Below are 20,481 nucleotides of genomic sequence, written 5' to 3'. Positions count from 1 at the left end.
AATAATGTCTGAACATGCAATGCTTATCTTGGCGGACGGTTCCGTATTTCACGGACGGTCTATTGGAGCCAAAGGCTATTCAATTGGTGAGGTAGTATTTAATACCGCGATGACGGGCTACCAAGAAATTCTCACCGATCCTTCATATACAAAGCAAATCGTTACCCTAACCTATCCTCATATCGGTAACACAGGTACAAATTTGGAAGATACGGAAGCCAACACCGTTTATGCCGCAGGTTTAATTATTCGTGATCTTCCTCTTCTTCATAGCAATTTTCGCTCTCACACCTCCCTTACTGATTACTTAATTCAACATAATATTGTTGCCATCGCAGAGATCGATACACGCCGTTTAACTCGCTTGTTACGCAATAAGGGGACGCAAGCAGGCTGTATTTATGTTGGAAAAGACGAAACCGAAGCATTGGCATTGGCGAAAAGTTTCGGTTCAATGGCTGGACAAGATTTAGCCAAAGAAGTCACCTGTGGCGAGCTTTATCAATGGACAGAAGGTGAATGGCAACTTGGTCAAGGCTATGTCTCACAGCAAGCTCCCCAATTTCACGTTGTCGCTTACGATTATGGTGTAAAACGCAACATTTTACGTATGTTGGCAGAACGAGGCTGTCGTATTACAGTTGTGCCAGCAAAAACCTCCGCTGAGGCGGTGCTTGCCCTCAATCCAGATGGCATATTCCTCTCCAATGGCCCTGGCGATCCAGAGCCTTGTGAGTATGCTATCAAATCAATCCGCACCTTACTTGCAACTAAAAAACCCATTTTTGGTATTTGTTTGGGACACCAGCTTCTAGGTTTAGCAGTCGGTGGAAAAACACGCAAAATGGCATTTGGTCATCACGGAGCAAACCACCCTGTTCAAGATTTAACAACGCAAAAAGTATTGATTACCAGCCAAAACCACGGATTTGAAGTTGATGAAACAAGTCTACCCGATAACGTAGTCATTACTCACCGCTCTCTATTTGATAATTCCGTGCAAGGGATTGCACTGACTGATCAATCCGCATTCTCATTTCAAGGACACCCAGAGGCAAGTCCTGGTCCGAATGATGTGGCATATTTATTCGATAAATTTATTGATGAATTGAAAAAAGCTAAAGCACAGTAAGCGGTGGGATTTGTAAGAAAATTTGCAAAAACTTTAATAAAACTGACCGCTTTATATTTTGACAAATCTCCCCTTGCCCCTCTTTACTAAAGAGGGGAACTGATTAAGCTGAAATAAAGACTCATCGCTTAATTGGATAAAGAATGCTCCCGTCTTGTAAAGAGGGGCAGGGGGAGATTGAAAACCAAGAGAATTTGAAAATGCCAAAACGTACAGATATAAACACAATTTTAATTATTGGGGCAGGTCCGATTGTCATTGGGCAGGCGTGTGAATTTGACTACTCTGGAGCTCAGGCGTGCAAAGCACTGCGTGAAGAAGGCTATAAAGTCGTATTAGTGAATTCTAATCCAGCGACAATTATGACTGATCCCAATATGGCGGACGTGACCTATATTGAGCCAATTGAATGGCAAACGGTCGAAAAAATTATTGAAAAAGAACGCCCTCACGCTATTTTGCCTACGATGGGGGGGCAAACTGCGTTGAATTGTGCATTGGATCTTGCCAAAAATGGGGTGTTGAAAAAATACAATGTTGAGCTTATCGGTGCAACAGAAGATGCCATCGACAAGGCTGAAGATCGTGGACGCTTTAAACAAGCGATGGAAAAAATAGGGTTATTTACGCCGAAATCTTTTGTTGCACATACGATGGAAGAAGCTCTTGTTGCACAAGAAAAAGTTGGCTTTCCAACGTTAATTCGCCCCTCATTTACGATGGGCGGTTCTGGGGGCGGTATTGCGTATAACGGTGATGAATTTTTGGCAATCTGTGAGCGTGGTTTTGAGGCATCGCCAACCCACGAATTGTTAATTGAACAATCTGTTCTTGGCTGGAAAGAGTATGAGATGGAAGTAGTACGAGACAAAGCTGATAACTGTATCATCATCTGCTCAATTGAAAACTTCGATCCGATGGGAGTACATACAGGCGACTCCATCACCGTTGCCCCTGCACAGACCTTGACCGATAAAGAGTATCAAATAATGCGTAATGCTTCACTTGCCGTGTTGCGTGAAATTGGTGTGGACACAGGTGGGGCAAATGTACAATTTGCGATTAATCCTGAAAATGGTGAAATGATCGTAATTGAAATGAATCCACGAGTGAGTCGTTCTTCTGCCCTTGCCTCAAAAGCGACAGGGTTCCCTATTGCGAAAGTCGCCGCAAAACTGGCTATAGGCTATACCTTAAATGAGCTACGCAATGATATTACTGGCGGTTTAATTCCTGCTTCTTTTGAGCCTACTCTTGATTATGTGGTTACTAAAATTCCTCGCTTTGCCTTTGAAAAATTTGCGAACGCAGATGATCGTTTAACCACTCAAATGAAATCAGTCGGTGAAGTCATGGCAATGGGGAGAACGTTCCAAGAATCGCTACAAAAAGCGTTGCGTGGATTAGAAACAGGCATTTGCGGCTTTAATTTACTCTCAGAAGAGCCTGAAAAAATCCGCAGTGAGTTAGCCAACCCAGGTCCAAACCGCATTCTTTATGTTGCTGATGCTTTTGGAGCGGGCTTTAGTCTTGAAGAAGTGCATCATTACTCTAAAATCGATCCGTGGTTTTTAGTCCAAATTCAAGATTTAGTGAAAGAAGAGTTAGCATTAGAACAAAAATCGTTGAATGATTTGGATCACAAAGAGATGTATCGCTTAAAACGCAAAGGCTTTTCTGATAAGCGAATCTCACAACTGACTCAAGCTAGCGAGAAAGCCGTGCGTGATTATCGCCATCGCCTCAATATACGTCCTGTGTACAAACGAGTAGATACTTGTGCGGCAGAATTTGCCTCTGATACTGCTTATCTTTATTCTACTTATGAGGAAGAATGCGAAGCAATGCCTTCAGAGCGTAAAAAAGTCATGATTTTAGGTGGAGGTCCAAACCGCATTGGGCAAGGCATTGAATTTGATTACTGTTGTGTACACGCCGCCCTTGCATTGCGTGAAAGCGGTTTTGAAACCATTATGGTGAACTGTAATCCTGAAACCGTTTCCACAGACTTTGATACCTCTGATCGCCTCTATTTTGAGCCTTTAACGCTCGAAGATGTGCTAGAGATTGTGCATATTGAACAACCGTGGGGCGTGATCGTCCATTATGGCGGACAAACGCCATTAAAACTCGCCAATGCCTTACACGAAAACGGCGTGAATATTATTGGTACCAGTGCAGACAGTATTGATATGGCAGAAGATCGTGAACGATTCCAGCAGATTTTGCATCATCTTGGTTTGAAACAGCCTGCTAACCGTACCGCACGCAATGCCACTGAAGCCATATCTTTAGCCAATGAAGTAGGCTATCCGCTAGTTGTGCGTCCATCTTATGTATTGGGTGGACGGGCAATGCAGATTGTCTATAACGATGATGAGCTAAGTAAATATATGCGAGAAGCCGTCTCGGTATCCAACGATAGTCCAATTTTACTTGATCACTTCCTCAATAATGCGATTGAAGTCGATGTGGATTGCGTATGCGATGGTGAAAATGTAGTGATTAGTGGGATTATGCAACACGTTGAACAAGCTGGCATTCACAGTGGCGATTCTGCCTGCTCAATTCCGCCTTATTCATTAAGCGGTCAGATTCAACAAGAAATTTGCAAACAGACTGAAGCGATGGCATTTGCATTAGCGGTTAAAGGGCTAATGAATGTTCAGTTTGCTGTGCAAAATAACGTGGTATATGTTTTGGAAGTGAATCCTCGTGCTAGCCGCACCGTGCCATTTGTGAGTAAAGCAACAGGACAACCTTGGGCAAAAATTGCGGCAAGGGTTATGGCTGGCATTTCTCTGCAACAGCAACAGGCATTAAATACCATTACCCCAACACACTACTTTGTGAAAGAGTCTGTCTTTCCATTTATTAAATTCCCTGGGGTAGATACTATTTTAGGACCTGAAATGCGTTCTACAGGAGAGGTGATGGGTGTTGGCAAAACCTTTGCAGAGGCATTTTTCAAGGCTCAGCTCGGTGCAGGCGAACGCTTACCAAAAGTCGGCAAAGTGTTTATGTCTGTGCTAGATCGTGATAAACAAGCACTCATCGCTATCGCACAACGTTTCCAAGAACAGGGATATGGATTATGTGCAACCTTTGGCACAGCGAAGTTCTTGCGTGAGAATGGCATTGTGGTACAAACGGTCAATAAAGTGCGTGAAGGTCGCCCACATATTGTTGATGCGTTAAAAAATAATGAAATTGCCATCGTGATTAACACAGTCAGCGGTGATCCCAAAGTGATTGAAGATAGCTACTCTATCCGCCGCACCGCACTACAGCAAAGAGTGCCGCTTCAAACCACCATTGCTGCAGCAGAAGCAATCTCACAAGGCGTAACAAACATCGGCAACTTTGAAGTCTATGCTCTACAAACATTGCATACTGGTCAATGTTAATGAAGTCTCAAGGGGAAAAGCCTTAAAAGCTACTCCCCTTCCAACAAATCCACGACTGCCTGTGCTGCTTGTTCATCTGCGTTACATTGAATATGTTGATGTAATTCAATAAAACGTTGTTTTAACAATGTTGTTGCTGCTTTTTCGTCTGTGGCAGTTGATAAATAAACTGATAAATGTTGTGCTAAATTTTTTGGACTGCACTGATCTTGGATTAGCTCTGGGACAAGCGGTGCGTTTGCGAGTAAATTTGGCAATGAAATATAATCTGTTTTTACGATTCTTTTTGCCAACCAATAGGTCGCAGGCTTCATTTTATATCCCACCACCATTGGCGATTTGCACAACATCGCTTCTAATGCAGCTGTGCCTGATGCCAGTAATGTTGCTTGTGCGATAATCATTGCATTGCGAGCTTGTCCAATTAAAGGAATAACCTCCAAATCTGGAGCAACTTTTGCTTTTAATGCTTCAAATTGGGCAAGGCGTGTTTTGCTGACTAATGGGACTAAAAACTGGATATCTGGATAGGTTGTTTTAAGTAATTCAGCTGCTTGCAAAAAAGGTTCTGTCAGAAAATTGAGTTCACTGGCTCGGCTACCCACAAGTATTGCAACATAACGTTGGTTTTCATTAAGCTGTAATTGTTGGCAGGCTTTTTGGCGATCGGGGTATAATGGGATTGCATCAGCCATCGTGTGCCCGATAAATCGGCAAGGCACATTAAAACGATCATAAAAGGCTTTCTCAAAGGGCAAAAAGGCAAGCATCAAATCTGTTGCTTCAGCGATTTTATGTATGCGATTTTGTCGCCACGCCCAAACAGATGGGCTGACATAATGAATGGTTTTAATTCCTTTTGCTTTCAGTTTTGCTTCGATCCCTAAATTAAAATCAGGTGCATCAATCCCAATAAAAATATCAGGCTTAATCGCTAACATTGTCTGAACAACTTCCTGACGGCGTTTTAATAATCGAGGGAGATGTTTTATGACTTCCACCAGCCCCATCACAGAAAGCTCTTCCATATTAAATAACGTTTCACAACCTGCTTGTTGCATTTTTTCGCCTGCTACGCCAATAAAACGTGCGTAGGGATAGTGATTTTTTAATGCATTAATTAAACCTGCTCCTAAAATATCGCCAGACACTTCGCCTGCAACAATTGCAATGGTGGGAGAACGCATAAATTTTCCTTAAAAATTTGCAAAAATAGTGGTAAAAAAGACCGCTTGTTCGGTTTCCATTGGGATAGTTATCGCCTAATTATCGAAATGAGTAACATAATACTGAGTGATGTTATGCTCAAAAATAAAATGGGGACACTTAACCATAATGGCATAATTGGAAATTGCCAAAATGTACCCATTAAAATAATTGCAAGTAAAGCGAGTTTGTATCGTGTTAATGAAGGCTGTTTTGAATTCAACGTTTGATTGATTTCTGCTAAGCGTAGGTTAATCTGTTTTTGTTGCTCTAATGCTTGAAAAAGCGTATTAGGTAGCTGGGCAAAATGTTGTCTAAATTGAGGCAGATTTTCCTTGATATCACGCCACATTGCTTTTACGCCCATTTGTTCGTCTAGCCAATTTTGTAAGAAAGGTTTTGCTGTTTGCCATAAATCAAGCTGTGGGTAAATTTGTCTACCTAATCCTTCAATGTAAAGCAGCGTTTTCTGGAGTAAAACAAGCTGAGGTTGGACTTCCATATTAAATTCACGAGCGACATTAAACAGATTTAGCAGCACATTTCCAAAGGAAATTTCAGAGAGTGGTTTTGCAAAAATGGGTTCACAAACTTCACGAAATGCTTGTTCAAAAGCATCAATATCCGTATCAGCAGGTGTCCAGCCTGATTCGACGTGCATTAATGCTACTTTGCGATAATCTCGATTAAAAAAGGCAACGAAACTCTCAGCCAAATAGCGTTTATCATTTTGATTTAATGTCCCAACAATACCGCAATCAATGCCAATATATTGTGGATTTTCTGGGTGGTTAGGATTGACAAAAATGTTGCCTGGGTGCATATCTGCATGGAAAAAGCTATCTCGAAAGACTTGAGTGAAAAAAACTTGTACGCCACGCTCTGCTAATAACTTCATATCAATGCCATTCGCATTCAATTCAGCAATATTTGCCACAGGAATACCGTAAATTCGTTCCATCACAATCACATTTTTATGGCAAAAATGGGTATGCATTTGAGGAACATAAAGCATTTCACTCTGTTCAAAATTGGCTCGTAAACGCATTGCATTACGCATTTCTTTACGCAAATCTAGCTCACTTAACAGCGTCTTTTCATATTCTCTCACGACTTCTACTGCTCTTAGTCGTTTGCCTTGTACATTCAATTTTGGAATCCAGTGAGCTAGGCGATACATCAGTGAAATGTCAGCAAAGATCGCCTCTTCGATATTAGGACGAAGGACTTTTAACACCACTTCTTGACCTGCAAACGCTTGAGCTTGGTTGAATTTTGCAGTATGCACTTGAGCGATTGAAGCAGAAGCCAATGCGGTTTCATCAAAATCATCAAACCACGTCTCAATACTGCTGCCTAAACTTTTCTCAATAATTTCTCGAGCCAGTTTCCCCTCAAAAGGTTCAACAGCGTCTTGTAGCAGAGCGAGTTGATCAGCAAATTCAGGGGGAAATAAATCACGCCGAGTAGAGAGCATTTGACCGAGTTTGATCCAAACGGGGCCTAATTCTTGCAAAGCTAAACGTAGGCGAACGCTCAACGGCTGATTTGAGAAATCATTTTTTACCCCAAATAATAGTTTGCGAGCAAAACGTAATTGGCGAGTAGCAGCGATATTTGGAATGGCTTCATCAATCCCATAACGTAAAAAGGTATGAATAATGCGGTAAAGCCTGCGAGAATTTTTGAAAATCATAGCGTCCTTGAAGATCTTTGTGTATCCAACTTTGCAATTTTTTGCTCTAATTTAACCGCTTGTTGTGCAAGTTCGCTAACTTGATCGCAAAAGTCAGCAATTTGTAAACGATGTACCACAACAGAAAATTCAGTCGTTAAGTTTTCAGCAAGATAATGGCTCTGTTGAGAAAATTGTTGCTGACATCGATTAAACAGCATTTTAACAACGTTTGTAGAAGCTTGTGCTAAGACATCACCTATAATCGGCGACAGTAATTCAGCAGGGTCAGTCTCAAGCTCATCAAGCAAGCGGCTAAATTGCTGTAACAGTTGCAAATCACCTTGTAAGATAACTGATTGCTGATTAATCAGGGTTGCTAAATGCTGTCTATCGCGTAGTTTAGGAAGTATTTGCGAGGCTAAGGTTATTGTACAATCAGGCGTACCACTGTATTGATTAAGCCACTCAGTTCTCGTTTCGCTAAACAAAATAAACAGTGTAATATTCGGCGAGATAAGTTCCACTTTGAGGGTTTTATCCGCTAATTTACGCAAAATGGGTAATGTCTGACCTGAACGCTGTAATAATAGATTAAAGACTGTTTCGATTGTGCCAATTGCCAACTGAGGCAGCATAAATTGTCTGAGAAGTGCCGTCATTATTCGCCCTAAGTTATCAGCTATCATACCTCCCTACCTTAATAGGGAGGTAAATGAGGGTTAATTTACAGAAATGCGAGCAAATTTTCGTTTGCCGACTTGGAACACAGCACGCGTGCCAGCGGTAATCACCAATTTAGTGTCCTCCACCTTCTCGCCATCTATTTTAACACCACCTTGTTGAATAGAGCGAATGGCTTCTGATGTAGAGCTAACAAGCTCTGCCTCTTTTAATAAATTAGCCAATGGTCTATCCCCTTCAAAACTTAATTCAGGCATTTCATCTGGTAATGCACCTTTTTGAAAGCGATTAATAAAGGCTTGCTCTGCCGCTTGGGCTGCACTGTCATTATGAAAGCGTGCGATAATTTCTTTAGCAAGTAAAATTTTAATATCTCGAGGGTTCTTTCCTGCTAGAACCTCCGCTTTTAACTGAGCAATTTCCTCTAATGGACGGAAAGAAAGCAAGTTATACCAATCCCACATTAATTCGTCAGAAATCGACATAATCTTGCCAAACATCTCATTAGGCTCTTCAGTAACACCAATATAGTTACCCAACGATTTTGACATTTTTTTCTCACCATCTAGCCCGACAAGCAAAGGAAGTGTCATTGCGACTTGCGGTTTTTGCCCTGCTGATTTTTGCAGCTCTCGCCCAATCAATAAATTAAACGTCTGGTCAGTACCGCCAAGTTCAACATCGGCTTTTAAGTGTACCGAATCGTAGCCTTGTAATAGCGGATAAATAAATTCGTGAATAGCAATCGGTTGGTTATTAGCAAAACGTTTTTTAAAATCATCACGTTCTAGCATTCGAGCCACTGTATAATTAGAGGCAAGACGAATCATTCCAACTGTTCCTAACTCGCCTAACCAGTCGGAGTTAAACACAATTTTCGTTTTTTGAGGATCAAGAATTTTGAAAATCTGTTCTTTGTAGGTTTCCGCATTGCGTAGCACGTCCTCACGAGAAAGTGGCGGACGAGTAGCATTTTTTCCTGAAGGATCACCAACTGTTGCCGTAAAATCACCAATTAAAAAAATCACTTCGTGTCCAAAATTTTGGAATTGACGTAATTTATTCAGTACCACGGTATGACCTAAATGAATATCAGGTGCAGTGGGATCCGCCCCAAGTTTGATACGCAATGGACGATTTTCTTTCAATTTTTCAATCAGATCGACTTCTGAATATACATCTTCTACACCACGTTTTAGTTCAGCTAAAAGTGTGTCAATCGGCAATGTCATAGATTATCCTTTCTGTTTTATAACGCTAAAATGGCAGATATTATAACGAGATAAGCTAAAAATCATAGAGAAGCATCACAAAAAATCGTAGATAATGCATAGATAAATCAAGAAAAAAATCAAAGTGAGAGGAATGGTTGATAAAGAAGCAAATGATAAAAAAATCGCTAGATTTTGTGGGGAAATCTAGCGTAAGAGTTGGAGTGATTACCTATTATTTTTAAATTTTCTAGATGATAGTGATTATCAAAAATAAAAGCAATCGCCTTTACATTATTTTACAAATAGAAATGGTTCTCATCATTAATTCTGTTTCTCTTCATTTCATTCGACAAAAAGCTATAACGCAAACCAAAGCTGGTTCAACTTTTTTATTTCAGGTTGGTATTCTTTTATTTTAGCAGCATAAGCGGTCAGATTGACGGAATTTTTTGCAAAATAGTGTGTAAAAAAATGCATTTTTTGTTGTGAGGTTAGCTGGCTTGACTCGAAAAACAATGCAATATCAAGGGCAGGATCCGAAAGTGCGGCATATTCCCAATCAATGATAAACAGGGAGTTGTCTTGCAAAAGCAGATTGCCAAGATGTAAATCGTGGTGGCAAACGGCTTGTGCCAACGGAGTGATTTGACGAAAAGGACGTAAAGAGGAAAGTTGTTTTTGCTTAGTATCAGGCAATTTTTCCCATAAAAAAGTACAGCGTTCTGCTAAATTTAATATCGCAAAATTTTGTGAATTTTTGACCGCTTGCCAATCAAAATGATGTAACCGAGCAAGATATCGGGCAAGTTTTTCTAGCAATTCATTTGAAAACGCACTTGGCACAGCTCCCTCAATCCAGTTTAGCAGTGAGCCTTGGGCATCAGAATAAACCACTTTGGGCGTAAAACCGAGCGGTGCAAGCTCTTGAAGCAACATCGCTTCGGCTTGGTAATTTATCCCGTAATTGCTTGCTCTATCGCTCTGTTTTCGCCAAATATAACGCTCTCCGTTTGCCAACTCAATCAATTGACTGCAAGCGGTAAGACCTGCCAACGGCGAGATTTGAACAATTGGACTTTGTCGCTGTTTAATCAACCAATTTAAGCCATTTTCAGCAAGTCCGTTATTAATTTGCACGCACATACACTCGATAGTGCGTACTTTCTGCAGTAGGCTTAGTCAATGAAATCTCTCGTCTTTCATTTGGCTGCAGCGATAATGTTCGCCACTCATTTAGCTGATCAGCCGCTTGTAAATAGATTGTGGGTGTATAAATAGTTTGTGTAACACCATATTGGTCATACCAAAATATTTTGTACGCCAACGTGGTGATTTCAGGCTTCAGGTTCGTAAAAACCAGTTGCTCTTCTTGCGTTTGAGTAGCGACCGATGTTGCAATAGAGGTCTCAATGTTTAAAATTGGCTGAGTTTGGGTAGGCAAATAGCTATTTGGCGAACCTGAACACCCCACCAAACACACGCATAATGCACATAGAAAAACACGAAGTTTTAACATACTTTTTCTCATTATTTATATTTTTGCTATTTTGCTAGCATTTTACCTAACGGTTCACCACCTAAAAGGTGCATATGGATATGGAAAACTTCCTGTCCTGCGTGCTGATTACAATTCATAATTAATCGATATCCCTCTTCAGCAATTCCTTCCTCTTTGGCAATCTTGGCTGCAACTGTCATTAAACGTCCTAGAACTGCTTCGTCCTCATCAGTAACATGGTTGAGTGTTGGGATAAATTTATTAGGGATAATTAAAACATGCGTTTTTGCTTGTGGAGCAATATCACGAAAGGCAGTAACTAATTCATCTTGATAAACAATTTTGGCTGGGATTTCTTTACGAATAATTTTGCTAAAAATTGTCTCTTCATAGTTGGTAGGCGTTGTCATATTTTATCCTCTTAATGCGTTTACAAGCGGTGGGATTGTGCAAGTTTTTTGTAAAGTTTGCAATCAAATTTCAATCTATTGAGTGAGAAATCAAAGCCAAAAATACAGACTTGGGATCATAGCCAACGGCGAACTTGCTGCTGGTAAGAGAGGTAAACTTGTCCGAATTTTTGTTCAAGCATACGCTCTTCAGGCAAGATTTGAAAATAAGTCAAATAGCGAATAAATCCCCAAACAACAATGACAAACGAGAGGCTCGCCGTCCACATTCCCCAAGCGATAAGTAATCCTACAAGGCTAAGATACATAGGATTACGGCTTACTTTATACACACTATGTACAACAAGCACTTGCGTTTTATCTAGATCAAGCGGGCTGATTGTGGTCTTTTTTTGCAAAAAAGCATAAACGCTCATTCCAGCAATGATGAAACTGATGATTGCGAATAACGCTGCAACAAAACGCCACCCACACACAGGTTCATTGTAGCGAGGTAAAAAAGTGATTAGTCCAATACCAATCATAAATAACACTGGGGGTGGCAATTTCAAAGACATGGTTCGTTCTCGCTCAATATCATTCACAGTCGCCTAATATCAGATGATTAAGCGGCGTATCCCACGGCTGGATCGGCAGCTTATCTAGCTGCTGAAAACGATGGGCTAAGCCCACGCTCACTAAATGCGGAGATTGACTTAATGTTCTATCATAAAAACCACCTCCCATTCCAATTCGATTGGCATTTTTATCGCACGCAACCAGCGGTACAAATAGCATTTCTAATTCGGAGACAGGCAACACCTTGCGAAGGTCTAATCTTGGTTGCAAAATACCGAAACGATTGGTGTGCAAACAGTCTGAATGATATTCCAAAAAGAGCAACTGATTAGCAGAAAATGGGTGCAGTACTGGCACATAGCATTTTTTGCCTAATAAGGCGATCTGTTGCATTAATTCAAGAGGGGAGATTTCGCCTTCAAATGGCAAGTAAAAACCAATTCGATCGGCTTGATAATCACAAAGGAGATCCAGTGCAGGGTTAATAATTGATTGTGCGGCAAAAGCTTGCTGCTGCGGAGAAAGCCTCTTACGCAAGGTTCGCATTTCTTTGCGAATACGTTGGCGTTGTTCAGTGATCGAATGTGTAATGGAATGTGAATACATAACAAGACCCGAAGTGCCGCTATCTGTTGTGGTCCTTGAACCAGTTGGTTCAAGGGAGTCGAATAACATCGTTTTTAGGCTTCTCGCAAGCGAGCCTGCTCACCAACAATGAGCAATTCAACTCAAGGAGTTTTAAATATCGGCTCAGGGACGTAACAAACAACGCACACCTCAGGCGATAGGAATACTAACGGAATTTAGTTGTTTTTCCTAGTGTTAGTCGTATTAAATAGCAAAAAATTTCTTTATTTGCCATTTTCTTGAACAATGACTGTATTTGAATGCTCGCTTTTTTCTAAGTTTGCTTCAAGTTTTAAGTCCTCCACTGTATCTAAGCCCACAACAAGAGCATCAGTTGATTGAAACTGACTAAGGGAGGTATCAAGCTGCTGTAAACAGGCTACTAGCACATTTTTATTATCAAGATTTTTACGTTGTTCTTGCTCTAATTCATAATTTAAATTCAGTGCCACAATAGCCAACACTTTCTCTAATTGGATAATACCAGACTGTTCTTTTAAGATGGCAACACGCTCTTCAAGCCGCTGTGCAGAAGCGAGTAACGCCTCTTGTTGTTCTAGAGGACAATATAAACGAAGCACTTGCCCAAAAATTTGTAATTCAATATTATTCTTCGACATTGTTGGGAAATCCTCACGGAATGCAAAATTTTTGCTATTATGCCACCCTTTAATCAAATCACAAATAAACTAAAGCATAAATAAACACTATGACAATTTCTCAATCTAATCAATTTTCACACCTTATTTCCACATTACAAATCGATTACACTGCTGCAGAATTTCACGGTTTTTTAAGTGGCTTATTAGCAGGTGGTGTGCAAGATGAATCATGGAAAACGTTAACATATCAATTTACGAATGATGGACACGCTTTTTCTCAACAACCCCTCCAGCAGTTAAGCGAATTTTATCCACAGCTACAACACAATTTTGAACAAGCCAACACGCTTTTTTCCCTTTGGCTACCCCAAAATGAAGATGATGGCTTTGCATTGGCAGACAGCATTGCAGAATGGGCAGGACATTTTCTGTTAGGCTTAGGATTGGCACAGCCTCGATTAGATCAAGAAACCGACGAAGTCGGTGAAGCAATAGACGATTTGGCTGAAATTGCTAAATTGGGGTATGCCCCTGATGACAATAACGCTGAATTACTAGAAGCAGCCGAAGAAATCGTAGAATATCTACGAGTAGTTTGCTTATTTTTGCACAGCCATTTTGCCTCTTATGCCGCATCTTCAGCTGATAATAGCAATAACAACGCAAGCAAAACGCAATTGCATTAAACTTAATTTACATTATTGGCATAAGTGAAAAATAACAAAAAATAAGAAAACATATTTCGTTACCTTGATTTGCAATTATTAGCACAATATAAACCGCTTGCTCCCAAGTATTGAAATCTATAGAATTTGTCAGTTTAACGTGAGCAGAATAAAGCAAGGATTAAAGGATTAAGTAATGTCGAGTACCTCCAAACATATTACTGTTTTGTTACACGAAGCGGTAGAAGGGCTATCAATCAAGCCAAATGGAACCTATATTGATGGCACATTTGGGCGTGGCGGACACTCTAGGCTGATCTTGTCTAAATTGGGTAATGAGGGACGGCTTATCGCCATCGACCGAGATCCTCGTGCTATTGTAGAAGCTAGCACGATCAACGATCCTCGCTTTCAAATCGTACATTCAGCATTTTCTGCTCTTCCAGATATTTGTGAAGATCTAAATATTGTTGGCAAAATAGACGGCATTTTACTTGATTTAGGCGTATCTTCACCACAGCTTGACGAAGCCGATCGGGGGTTTAGCTTTATGCGAGACGGACCCCTTGATATGCGAATGGATACCACCAAAGGGCTATCTGCTGCACAATGGTTAGCACAGGTTCCAGTCGAAGATTTAGCATGGGTACTCAAAGCATTTGGCGAGGAACGTTTTGCCAAACGCATTGCACAAGCGGTCGTTTCTTACAATAAATCTGCACAAGAAAAAATTTCTCGCACGCTACAGCTAGCTGAGATTGTTGCCAATGCAGTGCCGTTTAAGGATAAACATAAACACCCTGCAACTCGTACTTTCCAAGCTATCCGAATTTTTATTAATAGTGAGCTGGACGAATTAGACACCGCTCTTAAATCAACCTTAAATGTACTTGCACCGCAAGGGCGACTATCCATTATCAGTTTCCACTCCCTTGAAGATCGTATGGTGAAACAATTTATTCGCAAGCATAGTAAAGGGCAAGTTGTACCAAAAGGCTTACCAATTTTGGAAAGTGAATTAAATAAACATATTCCTCTTCTTGCAATTGGCAAGGCGATAATGCCGAGTGAGGCGGAAATTGAGCTAAATGCTCGCTCTCGCAGTGCCGTGCTACGAATTGCGGAGAAACGCTAATGTCAAAACGCTATCCTTTACATCAAATTATTCTTGATGATTTAACCTCATATAACAAAGTAGCCATAATGTTATTAGTTGCGATTGTTGCCAGTGCTATAGCAACGATTTGGATCACTCACCAAACACGGCTGGTAACTGCAGAACAAAATAAATTAATACAAAAAAATCAAAAGTTGGAAAACCAATATATTCACCTACAACTAGAGGAAAATTCGTTAAGTCAAAAATCTCGTGTTGAAGCAGTGGCAGAAAAATTTGGTCTACAACCTATTCAAAAAACACAAGAAGTTATTTTAGTTGAGTAATGAATGAAAAAAGCGGTTAAATTTAATACGAAGAAAGAAAAAAAAACGCTTTCTTCTGTACCTTATACAACGAATAAAACAAAAAATGAACCTAGTTTCTTACCTAATCGATTTTTGATTAGTTATATTGTCATTGCGTTAATGGCAATTGCTTTACTCTACAAAGGTTTTTCACTGCAAATAACAGATTCAGAGCGGTTAATTAAAGAAGCCAACGATCGCTCAGTTCGAACTAAAGAATTACCTTTTACACGAGGAAGAATTTTAGATCGCCATAATCGAGTGCTTTCTATTAGCGTACCAATGTATTCCATCACCATTGATCCTAAAGAATATTTTGATACCAAATTACGCCGTAATAAAACGCAGTGGCGAAAATTAGCAATGGAAATGGGCTTTTCTGCCAGTAAAATTGAAGCCAACGTCAATCATTTCATCAAAGCAAAGCCGAAAAATAAGCAAAAGAAATACAATCCTAAAGTTATTTTTAATCACGAAAATGACGGTTACTGGACTCTACTTTCAGAAATGACAGGCTTAAATTATGCCGATTTACTCGTGAAAGTGCGTAATAACCCAAACTCTGACTTTGTTCAAAGTGAAATGGCTCTTGCAAAACTTGAGCGTGAAAAAATGCAAGAACTAGCAAAAAGCCTAGAAATGAAATACAGCACCTTAATGGAAAAACTTTATACCGCTTCAGAACAACGCTTTTTATATATCTCACGCCACGAATCTGAAACGATTGCCGACTTTGCAAAAGCGCTTAAAATTGATGGATTGATACTCAAGGTGCAATCTCGCCGTTTTTATCCTTTAGCAGAAGAAATTTCCCAGCTCATTGGATTTACTGACGTGGATAACAAACAAGGTATGGAAGGGCTAGAACGAAGCTTCGATGCGTTGTTAATCGGAAAAAATGGCAAAAAAATTATTCGTAAAGATGCACGAGGCAATATCATTGAAACGATTCGCAATGAAAAACAGTACGACCCACAAGATGTTGTATTAAGTATTGATGAAGAGTTGCAATCTATGGTTTACCGTGAAATCAAAAAAGCGGTAATTGAAAATAAAGCCGAATCAGGAACCGCCGTATTAGTCGATGTGCAAACAGGCGAGATTCTCGCAATGGCGAATGCCCCTTCGTTTAATCCGAATAATCGCAGCGAATTTAAATCCGAGCTTGCTCGCAACCGAGCAATTACCGATACTTTTGAACCAGGTTCAACCGTCAAACCGCTCGTGGTACTCACAGCATTACAAAATAAAGTGACTTACCACGATGAAATCATTAACACTCGCCCCTTTATTGTCAATGGACACACTATTAGAGACGTTGCTCCTCGTGAGAGCCTGACTTTAACAGGGATTTTGCAAAAATCGAGTAATATCGGGGTAAGTCGCCTTGCACTTAGAATGCCACCAAGTACTCTAATTGACACTTATAGTAAAGTCGGATTTGGTAAGGATACAGGGCTAGGACTTGGCGAACAACGAGGCTCAAATGGCGATCGCAGACGTTGGGCAGATATTGAACGAGCGACAGTTGCCTATGGTTATGGTCTTAATGTTACGCCGCTCCAGCTAGCTCGAGCTTATGCGACTTTAGGCAGCTTTGGTATTTATCGTCCTCTTTCTATCACCAAAGTCGATCCCCCAATCATTGGTGAACGTGTACTACCTGAAAAAATCACCCGAGAAGTCGTGGCGATGATGGAAACGGTTGCTCACAAAGGGGAAGGCGGTGCAAGAGCAGCGGTCGATGGCTACCGTGTCGCCATCAAAACAGGTACTGCTCGAAAAATTGAACAGGGTAAATATGTTGAGAAATACCTCGCCTACACCGCAGGTCTTGCTCCTGCAAGTAGTCCTCGCTTTGCTCTCGTGGTATTAATTAACGAACCTAAAGCAGGTGCGTACTATGGCGGAGCAGTTTCTGCCCCACTTTTTTCAAGCATAATGGGTAACGTTCTTAAGGCTCGTAATGTTAAACCAGACAACCTCACTGGCACAGAAAATGCAGTGCGTGAGCTTAATCTGAATTCAACTCACTAGTCAGCAACGAGCAGATAATTTTACCATTTAGTACTACATAGCTAGTGCCAAATCACTCTTTTTAGTAAGGAAATATAATGCAACGCCTACTTTCTTTTTTGCCAGAACTCTCTGTTTGGACAGATACACTTTCCACCTTGCAAGGGATAACCCTAGACAGTCGCACAGTCAAACAAGGTGATCTTTTTATCGCACTCAAAGGACATCAAATTGATGCTCGCCAATTTATTGAACAAGCTATCGAAAACGGTGCGACACTGGTGCTTGCAGAAGCCGATGCAGAGCAACAAGCTCCTGAATTACCTAGTCAATTTGCGAAATTTAACTTAGATCGTACTACTTGCAAAGTCATCAGCGTCCCCAACTTAGATAAACATTTATCCCAAATTGCAGGCTTATTTTACGCCCACCCAAGTGAGAAATTAATCTTAGCTGGCGTTACTGGCACAAATGGCAAAACTACCACTGCCCAACTTCTTGCTCAATGGCATAACCTACTAGGCGGCAAAGCAGCTGTAATGGGGACAATTGGTAATGGCTTGTATGGCAATGTCAAAGAAGCCATTAACACCACAGGATCAGCGGTCGAAATTCAGCAAAATCTAGCAAATTTTGTTGAACTCGGTGCGGATTTTTGTGCAATGGAAGTGTCCTCACACGGTTTAGCACAATACCGTACGGAAGCTTTGCAATTTGACGTGGCTATTTTCAGCAATTTAAGCCGAGATCATCTTGATTATCATCACACAATGGAAGAATACGCCGCTGCAAAATTCCGTCTATTTAGCGAACTAGCAACGAAAAAGCAAGTTATCAACGCTGATGATGAAATTGGGCGTGAATGGCTGACAAAATTACCACAAGCGATTGCAGTCAGTTGCGATCCAACGTTTGAGAGCAACCACTTATTTATTAAGGCTCAAGCGGTTACATTCACCCTAAAAGGTGCAACCATTGAATTTTGCTCAAGCTGGGGCAACGGTACACTAAACAGCTGCCTAATTGGAGCATTCAACGTCAGCAACTTACTTACCGCATTAGCGGGCTTATTGGCTCTTGGTGTCGATTTACAAAAATTAGTTAAAACTGCACCGCTGCTCACAGGCGTTTGTGGACGAATGGAATGCCTAACAGGTGAAAATAAGCCGATGGTCATCATAGACTACGCTCACACACCAGATGCACTTGAAAAAGCCTTACAAGCCGCACGCCTGCATTGCGAAGGCAAATTATGGTGTGTGTTTGGCTGCGGTGGCGATCGTGATACAGGTAAGCGCCCGCTGATGGCACAAATTGCCGAACAATATGCAGACAAAGTCATCATCACAGACGACAACCCAAGAACAGAAGATCCTGACCTCATTTTTGCCGATATGCTAATGGGATTCAAAAAACCTAACACCATACAAAAAATGCACATTCGTCAATACGCTATCGAAACCGCTATCGCTCAAGCTGAACCCAAAGATGTCGTACTGATCGCAGGGAAAGGACACGAAGATTACCAAATCATCGGTACTAAAAAAATTTCATATTCAGATCAAGAATGGGCAAGAAAGTTTTTAACTTCATAGGTATTCTGTTTTACTCGGTTCAGACCTAGAGGGTAAATAATAGCTTTGGCAAATGGGGAAACAAGATGATAAAACTCACACTTCAAAAAATTGCTGAAATTCTAGGCGGACGGTTAGTCGGTTCAGGGGAAATTTCAGTAGAAAATATCAGCACTGACACCCGTCAAGCGGCGGAAAATGGTCTGTTTTTTGCGTTAAAGGGCGAGAAGTTTGATGCTCACGATTACCTCGAAAATGCGATTGCACAAGGTTGTGTAGCGGTGGTGGTTGAACGTGAGAGGAGTGTCGCTGTGCCACAAATCGTGGTGGCAGACACTCGTTTGGCGTTGGGCGATTTAGCAAAATGGCTAAAGGCACAATTAAATCCGAAAACCGTGGCAATAACAGGATCCTCTGGCAAAACCACCGTCAAAGAAATGACTGCAAAAATTTTGCAAAAAATGACCGCTTGCAAGGACGAAGTTCTCTACACATTGGGTAACTTAAACAATGAGTTAGGTGTACCGATGACCTTACTTCGCCTCACGCCAAAACACAAATTTGCCGTGGTGGAATTAGGTGCAAATCACATTGGTGAAATCGCCTATACCACAGCGATTGCTCAGCCTGATGCGTGCTTGGTAAATAATGTTGCCGCCGCCCACCTAGAAGGTTTTGGATCGCTAGCAGGTGTTGTACAAGCAAAAGGTGAGATTTATCGTGGCTTAAAAGCTGATGGCAAGGCGATTGTAAACCTCACCCACTACCACCCACAATGGCAGGCAGAAATTGGCAATCACGAATTGCAATCCTTTTCTTATGTAGGATCAGATACCGATTCTTATGCTGATTATTGGGCAGAAAATGTGGTATTAAATCTCAATGGCTCGACTTTCTTGCTACATACGCCACAGGGCGAAATTGAGATCAATTTGCCCTATTTAGGCACACACAATGTTAGCAACGCATTAGCTGCAACCGCATTGGCAATGGCAGTGGGAGCAGATTTAAATGCCGTCAAACAAGGCTTGGAGCAACACTCAAAAGTAAAAGGACGCTTACTCCCAATACCAATCAACCAGCATTGCTTGCTAATTGACGATACTTATAATGCTAACGTGGATTCGATGAAATCCGCAGTCAGCGTGCTACAAAATTACCCTGCTTTCCGTATTTTTGCGGTGGGTGATATGGCAGAATTAGGTAAAGATAGCCCTGCTTGCCATCAAGAAGTGGCAGATTTTGTCGCTCAAGCGGACTTAGATTTAGTAGTGAGTTTTGGCAAAGAGAGTGCAGTAATTAGTCAAAATTCAGATCATCATTTCACTGACAAAACCGCAATGTACGATTTCTTACTACCAATTATATTGCAAAAAATCCAGCAAAACGAACCGCTCGTTCTACTCATAAAAGGCTCTCGTAATCAAAAAATGGAAACATTACTTGATATGATCTACCAATCACCTAAATTTAGGCATAATAGCCAATCAGTGTAATTGTCGAGCGGATTTCACGCATTTGCCAGCAAATAATAATCCTAGCACAACTTCTGCCTTATTTGTCATAACTCCCTAGCCCCCATTATTTCCCCTCCCTCCGTAAGCGGTGGGGGGAGGGAAATCCTTTCTTCGCTTTTATTCCCTTTCGCGCCTTCCGCCCACAAAGAGCGCTGTCCGTAGAACTGAGGGAGGGGAAGAAAAACAATAAAAAAGCGGTCAATTTCAGTGGAAAATTTACCAATAAATCCAT

General features: G+C 41.0%; 18 protein-coding genes, 1 other RNA gene and 1 pseudogene. 8 read left to right on the top strand and 12 right to left on the bottom strand.

Annotated elements, in window-relative coordinates:
• Positions 1-4: 4 nt before the first annotated feature.
• Together carA and carB are read left to right on the top strand one after the other, a co-directional pair.
• Positions 5-1,132 carry a glutamine-hydrolyzing carbamoyl-phosphate synthase small subunit gene (gene carA, locus EV693_RS07660; protein WP_132501778.1) on the top strand — a complete coding sequence of 376 codons (1,128 nt, stop codon included), beginning with the start codon at positions 5-7 and terminating at the stop codon, positions 1,130-1,132.
• 200 nt (positions 1,133-1,332) lie between these two features.
• Positions 1,333-4,539, top strand: a complete 3,207-nt coding sequence (carB, locus tag EV693_RS07655; RefSeq protein ID WP_132501777.1) for a carbamoyl-phosphate synthase large subunit — start codon at positions 1,333-1,335, stop codon at positions 4,537-4,539.
• A 29-nt stretch (positions 4,540-4,568) separates the two neighbouring features.
• Here carB and lpxB read toward each other — a convergent pair whose 3' ends face one another.
• The 11 genes and pseudogenes from lpxB to EV693_RS07600 all read right to left on the bottom strand — a co-directional run.
• Entirely contained in the window at positions 4,569-5,726 is a 1,158-nt protein-coding gene (gene lpxB / locus EV693_RS07650; RefSeq protein WP_132501776.1) for a lipid-A-disaccharide synthase, read from the bottom strand.
• A 68-nt stretch (positions 5,727-5,794) separates the two neighbouring features.
• The gene (gene ubiB, locus EV693_RS07645; protein WP_132501775.1) at positions 5,795-7,441 is read right to left on the bottom strand and encodes a ubiquinone biosynthesis regulatory protein kinase UbiB; all 1,647 of its coding nucleotides are present in this window, start codon (positions 7,439-7,441) and stop codon (positions 5,795-5,797) included.
• Complete coding sequence (locus EV693_RS07640; RefSeq protein WP_132501814.1) at positions 7,438-8,085, bottom strand: ubiquinone biosynthesis accessory factor UbiJ; 648 nt, start codon at positions 8,083-8,085, stop codon at positions 7,438-7,440. Before EV693_RS07640 ends, ubiB begins: the two co-directional genes overlap by 4 nt.
• A 57-nt stretch (positions 8,086-8,142) precedes the next feature.
• The gene (gene tyrS, locus EV693_RS07635) at positions 8,143-9,336 is read right to left on the bottom strand and encodes a tyrosine--tRNA ligase (RefSeq protein ID WP_132501774.1); all 1,194 of its coding nucleotides are present in this window, start codon (positions 9,334-9,336) and stop codon (positions 8,143-8,145) included.
• 339 nt (positions 9,337-9,675) lie between these two features.
• Positions 9,676-10,461: a choline/ethanolamine kinase family protein gene (locus EV693_RS07630; RefSeq protein WP_132501773.1), complete on the bottom strand. Its 786-nt coding sequence runs from the start codon at positions 10,459-10,461 to the stop codon at positions 9,676-9,678.
• Positions 10,445-10,834, bottom strand: a complete 390-nt coding sequence (locus tag EV693_RS07625; RefSeq protein ID WP_165904886.1) for a DUF1425 domain-containing protein — start codon at positions 10,832-10,834, stop codon at positions 10,445-10,447. Before EV693_RS07625 ends, EV693_RS07630 begins: the two co-directional genes overlap by 17 nt.
• A 26-nt stretch (positions 10,835-10,860) precedes the next feature.
• A complete protein-coding gene (hinT, locus tag EV693_RS07620) occupies positions 10,861-11,226 on the bottom strand; it encodes a purine nucleoside phosphoramidase (protein WP_132501771.1) in 366 nt (121 codons plus the stop codon).
• A gap of 116 nt (positions 11,227-11,342) precedes the next feature.
• The gene (locus tag EV693_RS07615; protein WP_132501770.1) at positions 11,343-11,783 is read right to left on the bottom strand and encodes a methyltransferase family protein; all 441 of its coding nucleotides are present in this window, start codon (positions 11,781-11,783) and stop codon (positions 11,343-11,345) included.
• A 19-nt stretch (positions 11,784-11,802) separates the two neighbouring features.
• Positions 11,803-12,390 carry a 5-formyltetrahydrofolate cyclo-ligase gene (locus EV693_RS07610; protein ID WP_132501769.1) on the bottom strand — a complete coding sequence of 196 codons (588 nt, stop codon included), beginning with the start codon at positions 12,388-12,390 and terminating at the stop codon, positions 11,803-11,805.
• A gap of 1 nt (position 12,391) precedes the next feature.
• Positions 12,392-12,571, bottom strand: a non-coding RNA gene (ssrS, locus tag EV693_RS07605) — 6S RNA.
• 142 nt (positions 12,572-12,713) lie between these two features.
• Positions 12,714-13,031 (bottom strand): annotated as a pseudogene (locus EV693_RS07600) (cell division protein ZapA); the annotation flags it as partial.
• Positions 13,032-13,120: 89 nt separating this feature from the next.
• On the opposite strand from EV693_RS07600, the gene EV693_RS07595 reads away from it, so the two are divergent.
• The 6 genes from EV693_RS07595 to murF all read left to right on the top strand — a co-directional run bounded on the left by EV693_RS07595 (position 13,121) and on the right by murF (position 20,228).
• Positions 13,121-13,699, top strand: coding sequence for a UPF0149 family protein (locus tag EV693_RS07595; protein ID WP_132501767.1), 579 nt, complete (start codon positions 13,121-13,123; stop codon positions 13,697-13,699).
• 175 nt (positions 13,700-13,874) lie between these two features.
• The gene (gene rsmH, locus EV693_RS07590) at positions 13,875-14,813 is read left to right on the top strand and encodes a 16S rRNA (cytosine(1402)-N(4))-methyltransferase RsmH (RefSeq protein ID WP_132501766.1); all 939 of its coding nucleotides are present in this window, start codon (positions 13,875-13,877) and stop codon (positions 14,811-14,813) included.
• Positions 14,813-15,121 carry a cell division protein FtsL gene (gene ftsL, locus EV693_RS07585; protein ID WP_132501765.1) on the top strand — a complete coding sequence of 103 codons (309 nt, stop codon included), beginning with the start codon at positions 14,813-14,815 and terminating at the stop codon, positions 15,119-15,121. Before rsmH ends, ftsL begins: the two co-directional genes overlap by 1 nt.
• A 3-nt stretch (positions 15,122-15,124) precedes the next feature.
• A complete protein-coding gene (locus tag EV693_RS07580) occupies positions 15,125-17,179 on the top strand; it encodes a penicillin-binding transpeptidase domain-containing protein (RefSeq protein ID WP_132501764.1) in 2,055 nt (684 codons plus the stop codon).
• Between the two features lie 77 nt (positions 17,180-17,256).
• Positions 17,257-18,753, top strand: coding sequence for a UDP-N-acetylmuramoyl-L-alanyl-D-glutamate--2,6-diaminopimelate ligase (gene murE / locus EV693_RS07575; RefSeq protein WP_132501763.1), 1,497 nt, complete (start codon positions 17,257-17,259; stop codon positions 18,751-18,753).
• 65 nt (positions 18,754-18,818) lie between these two features.
• Entirely contained in the window at positions 18,819-20,228 is a 1,410-nt protein-coding gene (gene murF, locus EV693_RS07570) for a UDP-N-acetylmuramoyl-tripeptide--D-alanyl-D-alanine ligase (protein WP_132501762.1), read from the top strand.
• 65 nt (positions 20,229-20,293) lie between these two features.
• Here the strand turns inward: murF and EV693_RS09555 are convergent.
• On the bottom strand, positions 20,294-20,481 hold a 188-nt coding region (locus EV693_RS09555), incomplete at its 5' end, for a hypothetical protein (protein ID WP_207906497.1).

It is taken from the genome of Nicoletella semolina, from assembly GCF_004345745.1.
In the GTDB taxonomy this organism is placed as follows: Bacteria; Pseudomonadota; Gammaproteobacteria; order Enterobacterales; family Pasteurellaceae; genus Nicoletella; species Nicoletella semolina.
This window is presented reverse-complemented; position numbering and strand designations above follow the sequence as displayed.